General features: G+C 57.8%; 8 protein-coding genes and 1 pseudogene. 7 read left to right on the top strand and 2 right to left on the bottom strand.

Going from position 1 to position 6,995, the window contains the following annotated elements; translation table 11 throughout:
• Window positions 1-327: 327 nt before the first annotated feature.
• From AC3EA7_RS18235 to AC3EA7_RS18205, 7 genes and pseudogenes are all read left to right on the top strand, one after another.
• Window positions 328-582, top strand: coding sequence for a hypothetical protein (locus tag AC3EA7_RS18235; protein ID WP_488615497.1), 255 nt, complete (start codon window positions 328-330; stop codon window positions 580-582).
• Between the two features lie 133 nt (window positions 583-715).
• Window positions 716-1,228 (top strand): hypothetical protein, encoded by a 513-nt coding sequence (locus AC3EA7_RS18230; protein ID WP_488615496.1) that lies wholly within the window; start codon window positions 716-718, stop codon window positions 1,226-1,228.
• A gap of 194 nt (window positions 1,229-1,422) precedes the next feature.
• The gene (locus AC3EA7_RS18225; protein ID WP_488615495.1) at window positions 1,423-1,731 is read left to right on the top strand and encodes a type II toxin-antitoxin system HicB family antitoxin; all 309 of its coding nucleotides are present in this window, start codon (window positions 1,423-1,425) and stop codon (window positions 1,729-1,731) included.
• A 376-nt stretch (window positions 1,732-2,107) separates the two neighbouring features.
• Window positions 2,108-2,626, top strand: coding sequence for a hypothetical protein (locus AC3EA7_RS18220; RefSeq protein ID WP_488615494.1), 519 nt, complete (start codon window positions 2,108-2,110; stop codon window positions 2,624-2,626).
• A complete protein-coding gene (locus tag AC3EA7_RS18215) occupies window positions 2,610-2,906 on the top strand; it encodes a type ISP restriction/modification enzyme (protein ID WP_488615499.1) in 297 nt (98 codons plus the stop codon). Before AC3EA7_RS18220 ends, AC3EA7_RS18215 begins: the two co-directional genes overlap by 17 nt.
• Window positions 2,821-3,441 (top strand): annotated as a pseudogene (locus tag AC3EA7_RS18210) (type ISP restriction/modification enzyme). The gene AC3EA7_RS18215 and the pseudogene AC3EA7_RS18210 overlap by 86 nt, the downstream one beginning before the upstream one ends.
• Window positions 3,442-3,751: 310 nt before the next feature.
• The gene (locus AC3EA7_RS18205; protein WP_488615493.1) at window positions 3,752-4,531 is read left to right on the top strand and encodes an ADP-ribosylglycohydrolase family protein; all 780 of its coding nucleotides are present in this window, start codon (window positions 3,752-3,754) and stop codon (window positions 4,529-4,531) included.
• A gap of 86 nt (window positions 4,532-4,617) precedes the next feature.
• Here the strand turns inward: AC3EA7_RS18205 and AC3EA7_RS18200 are convergent, their stop codons facing one another.
• Entirely contained in the window at window positions 4,618-5,706 is a 1,089-nt protein-coding gene (locus AC3EA7_RS18200) for a TRM11 family SAM-dependent methyltransferase (RefSeq protein WP_488615492.1), read from the bottom strand.
• 1 nt (window position 5,707) lies between these two features.
• Window positions 5,708-6,937 carry an MFS transporter gene (locus AC3EA7_RS18195; protein ID WP_488615491.1) on the bottom strand — a complete coding sequence of 410 codons (1,230 nt, stop codon included), beginning with the start codon at window positions 6,935-6,937 and terminating at the stop codon, window positions 5,708-5,710.
• Between the last annotated feature and the right edge of the window lie 58 nt (window positions 6,938-6,995).

Raw genomic sequence — 6,995 nt, 5'->3', positions numbered from 1 at the left:
ACCCGTTTGGCCGTTATAGGATTGTCAACGAGAAAGTTGTTTCGTATGGTCAATCTGATAAATCAATTGTATTGCCTACCGATATTACTGACCTTGAATTCCAGATTACACAAAGCGTCCAGGAAAGAAACAAATAGATAGATTGTCTTGGCAAATCTACGCCATTGTTTAGCCGCCCAACACGCGCTTCCACCTGACGCCGCTCCGCTGCCCCTTCGCTCTGCTCAGGGCGAGGCTTCGCGTCGCAGGTGAAGCGCGAACCGTTAGGCGCCCCAGGATCACAGCTGAAACAGGAGATTCACAGGTGATAGTGAACGAAGGGCTGGCATGAAGACGCGACGAATCAACGCCGACAAACCACATCTATGGAAGGCGGACATCGCTGCGTCTGTTGATCGCTTCAACCAGCGGTTCATGGTCTTTGCGCCCGAGGCATGTCGGTCTCCACGGGTCAAAACCGCCGAACATGTCAGGAAGGCGCTTCGCGCGACCGGCGACCTGCGAGCCCTGAATGCAGCCGCGCTGAAGGCAAACCCCGGCATGCTTACCGGAAGATCAACCGGATATGAGACAATCTCGTGATCGGCGTTGGCTTCAACAGGCTCAGCCAACGCCAATCGCTCCGCATGTGCAGGCGTGTTTGTCCGATTTAGATTGATCTTCCGATCAGGCGGAGTCTGTCGAATGAGCAGTTGCGCAACCAGGAGAAACGCAAGTGTCTGAGAACACCTTGAAGCAACAATATCTGCAGGAACTGGAAGAACACTTCATAGTCGAGAAGGAGGTTCCCGGACAACATTTTTCTGGAAAGAGAATGCGTCTTGATGCAGTCTTGCGCCCTCTCAATCCTCAAGAATGGAGCAACCCAGAAGTAGCTCTGGGAGTTGAATTCAAGGACGTGGTCCGTTTTTCGCAAAATTACGATACGAAAAATCTAACGTCCTGGCTTGCGCAATGCGTTGATTACGCCAATACTCAATGGGATGGCTACGGTTTCATATACGTGTTTGCATGCCCAGGCCTTGTCGATCAAGTACCACCAAACGTGCTTGGTAACGATATGTTCGTTCGTAATTTCATGGGACAAATGGGAGTTGGAGAGCTCAAGAAACTGAAGGATTTCGGTTTGACCTTCTTGTTGCATTGCCGACATCGGATATGGTCGCAGACAAAAGGCGTAGAAGAAGGAAAGAAATACAATCTTGTCAGAAAGTTTGGAAGCAGATAGCAGATTTCCGACGAATGGTCATACTGTCTCCGCAGACCTCCTGAAGCCATAAAATCCGGGCAGGTCGGCGACAGTTCTTTCTAGTTGAATTGCCGATAGAACGTGGACGTTCCGGGAGCGCAAACGGCGCATCTGTCAGTTCGTGACGCGCTATCGGTCGCCTCCTCAACCGGAAGCGCGCCACCGGCACACCCATGTGTCAGGCAGAACCCGGTCAGGACTACTATTCGGCAGTTTGTGCTAGAATGGTTGTGTGGCTTCAGCTGGCAGTCGAAAAAGCCAACGGCAACTACTCGTTCTGCTCGCTGGATTTGCCCGGCTGCGCGGCGCCAGGCGCGACCCGCGAAGAGATAACGCGCAATATGCACGAGGTCATCGAGATGCACGTTCGGGGACTGCTTGAAGACAACTTTCCTGTTCTCGAGTCTCATGCCTTTGCTGATACGTATGTGCAGTCATTCGTGCAATACTGCCGGGGCGCTGCGGGCGAAAGCCCTCGCTGAGCACGTGCAAGCCCTGCTGGGGCTGCTAGCGCCGAGACGCGGTCAAGCGTCCACGACCGCTAACGCGCATTGTGGATTGTGACGCCTTGCGAACGAGACGCTCGAACATCTTGTCTGACTGACTGCGAGTCAGTGTTCGTAACGTTGCTGTCTTGCCGTAGTCAATACCAGAAGGCGGCATAACCTGCGGCTTCACCCGACCGCGCTATTGCGCTGCATTGCAAAGGTGGTTAAGCCTGCCGTCGCGGTTTCCAGGGGCGGCGCCGATCCTATGCGGTGCAGTATGTGAGACGCAAGCGGTTAGGCGGCTATTGATTAAGGCTATGCACAGAAAGCGAAGTGGAAGATTCACAAGGCCGGGCGCGGCATCGTCGCCATGATCACCAATCACGGCTACCTGGATAACCCCACCTTTCGCGGCATGCGGCAGAGCCTGCTGAAGACCTTCGACGAAATCTACCTGCTCGACCTGCATGGCAACAGCCTGAAGCGCGAAACCGCCCCCGACGGCGGCTCCGATGAGAACGTCTTCGACATCCGCCAGGGCGTAGCGATTGGCATCTTTATCAAGCATGGCAAGCCGGAGCCGCGCGGCGTTTACCACGCCGACCTCTACGGCCGGCGCGAAGAGAAATACCGCTGGCTGGAGACGCACACGCTGGAGACGGCCGGCTATCAGCCCCTGGCGCCCCAATCCCCCTCCTACTTCTTCGTCCCGCGCCAGAGCCAGAATTTGCAGGGCTATCTCTCCTGGCCAAGCGTCAACGAGATTTTCCCGGTCAACAGCATCGGCATTGTCACTGCGCGGGATAATCTCACCATCCACTGGACGCCGGAGGAAGCCTGGGCGACTGTGCTGAATTTCAGCCGCCTGAACTCTGTATCGCCCCTTTGACGTTCGCTACACCTACTACACCGGACGCTCGCGCGGCTTTCACTGCATGCCCCGCGCCGAAGTCATGCGCCACATGCTGGCCGGGGAGAATGTGGCGCTTGTTCCGCCCCGTCGGGTTGAGCATGTGGGCGCTTGGCGACACCTATTTGTCGCCAATACGATTGTCGAGCATGTAGCGGTCTCGCTGAAAACCATTGACTACTGCTTCCCCCCTTTACCTCTACCCCTCCAGCGAATCGCCCGATATGTTCCAGCAGGAGAAGCGGCCCAACCTGGCTGAATGGCTCTTGCCCAAGTTGAGCGACGCCTACGGCTTCAAGCCCACGCCGGAAGAAGTTCTGGCCTACATTTATGCCGTCTTTTACAGTCCCACCTACCGCCAAAAGTACGCCCAGGAATTGCGCACGGACTTCCCCCGCGTTCCGTTCACGGCGGATGACACTCTCTTCCGGCAAATGGCCGCCTTGGGGTAGGAACTGATTGACCTGCACCTGCTGCGTAAAGTCCCCGACCAACCACAGGTGAAATATCAAGGGCAGGGCAGCGACCAAATTGAGTTCGTGCGCAACGACCCCGCCGGCGGGCGCGTCGCCGTCAACAACGATAAATACTTCGAGGGCGTCACGCCGGAAATGTGGGAATATCAAATCGGCGGCTACCAGGTGCTGGAAAAGTACCTCAAAGACCGCAAGGGTCGCCGCATGGACGACCCTGTGCGCTACATTCGCATTGCTCGAGCCATTGCTCGCACAGTCGAGATCCAGAGAGATATTGACAGCATGTATCAAAGAGTGGAGGAAAAAGTTTTGCCGTAAGCGATCCTGCGTTCTCGCTTTGGCATGTTCTCATGTGCGCGGGCTGGTTTTCGAGAAAAGCATCCGGCATTGCGCGGTGAAGCCTGCGCAGGCGGGCTTTGCTTCCCCTAACCTGCGGCTTCAGCCGCCGGGCGGACGAGTGGATAGCGGAATACATGTTCAAAAACCATTGTTGAGTCCACTGCAAAAAGGCTTAACCACCAAGGACACGAAGCGCACGAAGGGGAATAAAATGAAGAGCATTTCCTTTGTGTCCCTTTGTGACCTTCGTGGTTACCGCTTTTTGCAGTGAAGTCATTAGAGGAAACCCATGCTCGGCGCCATTGCAGGTGACGTGATTGGCTCGGTGCATGAGCAGTTCCCGGTGAAAACAGAGGAATTTCCGCTGTTTCACCCGCATTGTCGCTTCACCGATGATACGGTGATGACCGTAGCGATTGCCGCTGCCATTTTGGATTCATTAGATTATGCGCGTGCCTTGAAGAGCTTCGGTCGTAAATATCCAAACGCAGGGTACGGGAGCGCTTTTATCGGGTGGATATTTGAAGACGAGGTTCGTCCGTACAATAGTTGGGGCAATGGCGCTGCGATGCGGGTCAGTCCAGTCGGTTTCGCCTTTGACGATATCGACAGGGTTTTGCTCGAGGCGAAGCGCACCGCCGAAGTTTCCCATGATCATCCTGAAGGAATAAAAGGGGCGCAAGCTGCCGCCGTTGCAGTTTTTCTTGCGCGAAAAGGCGAGACCAAAGAAAATATCAGGCGCCATATCGCACAGCGCTTCGGATACAACCTGAATCGAACCGTAGATGAGATACGGCCGTCGTATCGCTTTGACATTTCGTGCCAGGGTACCGTGCCGGAAGCGATCATTGCGTTCCTCGACTCGTGCAATTACGAAGATGCGGTCAGAAAGGCGATCTCCCTTGGCGGAGACAGTGATACGCTGGCCTGTATCACGGGTGGAATCGCCGAGGCATATTACCGAAGCATCCCCGAAGAGATCGTTCAGACAGTTCGTCGAATGCTGCCGGAGGATTTGCTGCTCGTCGTTGAACGGTTTTATCAGAGGTTTGGCTTAGGCGCCGCCTGACCTGCGATCCGGCCAACCATCGCTTGAGTTACCGTAACGCATACTGTCAGGCACAACGTCTCAGGCACAACGTCACACAACCGCCCCTACTTCCGCTCCGCTACCGCCACCGTCGCGCGGCGACCGAGGATCAGCACCGGGTAGGTTTCACGACGGACAAACCGGTCGCTGCGCCGCAGCGCGTCGTTCAGGGTGCGCGCGTCGCCGCTGAGCGCCACGAGCCGCGCACCAGGACGCAGCACCCGCGCTGCTTCGCGCAGAAACGCCGGGTAGAGCGCACGGTTCTCCTCCACTGACCCCATTTGCGCGCCGAATGGAAGATTAACTGCCAGCGCCGTGACCGAACCGGCGTCGAGCGGCAACCGGCGCGCATCCCACTCGTGGATTGTGATCGGCTTGTAGCGCGAACCGATATTCGCCCGCGCCGTCGCCGCCGCTTCCGGGTCGATGTCGCCGCCGATCAGCGCGCGGTAACGCCCCAAATGCGCCCGCTCGATCAGGATCGTCCCTGCGCCACACATCGGATCAAGGAACACATCATCATCACGCGGCATTGTCAGCCATGCCAGCGCAGCCGCCGCCGCCGGACGCAGCGATGCGGGGAGGTGTTCGATCTTGTACTCACGATGGCGCATACGCTCGTCGCTCAGCCGCACCATGAGGAGCGCCTCACCGGGCCACTGCGTCAGCCAGAACTCGATCCCGCCGTCGGCAACCATCCGCCAGCGATGATCCGGGCGCGCGGCAATCCCGCGTTCCACAGCCGCCTGCGCATCGACGCGACGGTACGGCGTGCGCCCAACCTGCCGCGCAATGACGCGGTAGTGGATGCGGCCCTCGCCACCGCGCCGCAGATCGACCGTCCGCACCAGGCGGATGGCGCGTTCGACGCCGGGCGCTGTCGCAGCCAGATGCTCCAGCTGGCGCAGCGCCGCAAAACCGGGGGCAAGATCACGCATTTCTGCTGCAACCACAAAGACATCTTCCACCGTTCGCAGCGCCAGCAGGTCGCGCGGATCGCCGGCGTAAGCGAAGCGCGCCATGCCGTTCTTGTCGGCGACCGCCCGCAGATCGATGATCTGCACACCCTTGAGACGCGCGGTGATCTCGGTCGCAGCAATCGCCTCGAAGCCGGGTTGCGTCTGAGCGATGTAAACGTGACGTGCCGGGGGCATCTCAGCCTGCTTTCACCATTTCGATCGTCGCCGCGCGCACCGGGTTCACCACGAACAGCAACGCCCCTAGCAGGCGCATACCGGCAAGGATCAGCACCAGCGCCTGTGCGCCGACCAAATCGATCAACGGTGCACAGGCAAGCGTGGCGACAAAAAAACCAGCATTCATAACCGTGACAAATACCCCCATGTAGAACGCGCGTCGTTCCAGCGGACACACTTCCAGAAGAATATTGAAATGGCTGATGTCCACCCCCGGACTGACCGCGCCGAACAGCAGCGCAAACAGCAGAATGAGCGTCAGATCGGGCACAGCGCCAATGAGGAAATAGTACAGCGAACTCGCTGCGGTTGCACGCAGCAACACCCACGAATAGCCGCGTCTTTCAATCAGGCGAGGCCACACCAGATTGCCGATAATCTGCCCGCCGCTGATGAGCGCCAGCCACACGCCAAGCCATCCGTCGCTCGCGCCAAGTTCGCGCACGAAGTAGATCGGTTGCAGCGGCGTACCCATCCAGAATGCGATATTGAAAACCAGCGTGTTGATCGTGATATTGGCAAATGAGCGTTTCTGCGACAGAAGCGCCCGAAATTCGGCGAAGGTCAGACGCCGCCGCCCCGGCGCGCGCTCAACCGCCGGCGACGGCGGGATCGTCAGGCGCGCCACGTAGACGGTGCTCAACAGGCTCGCAACGACTGCCAGCGCAAACATCAACTGATAATTGAACGGAAAGGGTGCGGCATCGAGCCAGCGACCCATCAGGAAAGTCACTGTCATCACAGTGATGCCCATTGTCATGTTACGTGCCGAAAAGAGACGCGCCCGTTGCGCCAGTGGCACGATATCGCCGAGCATCGGCAGCCATCCGGCGTTGAACAGCGCAACCGGGACATTGATCAGCAACAGCAGCGCCACCATCACCTCGGCGCGGTATGCCGGAAGAAAGGGAATGAAGATCAGTCCAATGTGCCCCAGACGTAATGCCAGCAGGCTGCCGATGATCCAGGGGCGACGATTGCCAATCCGTTCGAGAAACATGGCGAAGGGGATCGAGGTGAGCGCGTTGACCAGCGCCGCTGCCGAGGTCAGCAGGCTGACCATCAGGTTCGACCCGCCTAGCCGGATCAGGAACGCTGCCGCGAATGAGTAGCAGGCAATAGCGATAGAAGCCCAGAAGAGTTCGATGACCAGCAGGTAAAGGTTGCGGTTCGTCGTTTGCCGATCCACGATGGTATGCTCCCTTGCACAGGCGCGTAGGTGTTCGACCAAAAATGCAATGCAGCAG

The organism is Roseiflexus sp. (assembly GCF_057785375.1).
The sequence above is the reverse complement of the archived record's forward strand: the minus strand, read 5'-3'. Positions and strand labels throughout refer to the sequence as shown.

Coding starts and splice junctions, on each gene's coding strand:
- AC3EA7_RS18205 (WP_488615493.1), top strand. CDS start 3,752: ATGCTCGGCGCCATTGCAGGTGACGTGATTGGCTCGGTGCATGAGCAG.
- AC3EA7_RS18235 (WP_488615497.1), top strand. CDS start 328: ATGAAGACGCGACGAATCAACGCCGACAAACCACATCTATGGAAGGCG.
- AC3EA7_RS18220 (WP_488615494.1), top strand. CDS start 2,108: ATGATCACCAATCACGGCTACCTGGATAACCCCACCTTTCGCGGCATG.
- AC3EA7_RS18225 (WP_488615495.1), top strand. CDS start 1,423: ATGTGTCAGGCAGAACCCGGTCAGGACTACTATTCGGCAGTTTGTGCT.
- AC3EA7_RS18200 (WP_488615492.1), bottom strand. CDS start 5,706: ATGCCCCCGGCACGTCACGTTTACATCGCTCAGACGCAACCCGGCTTC.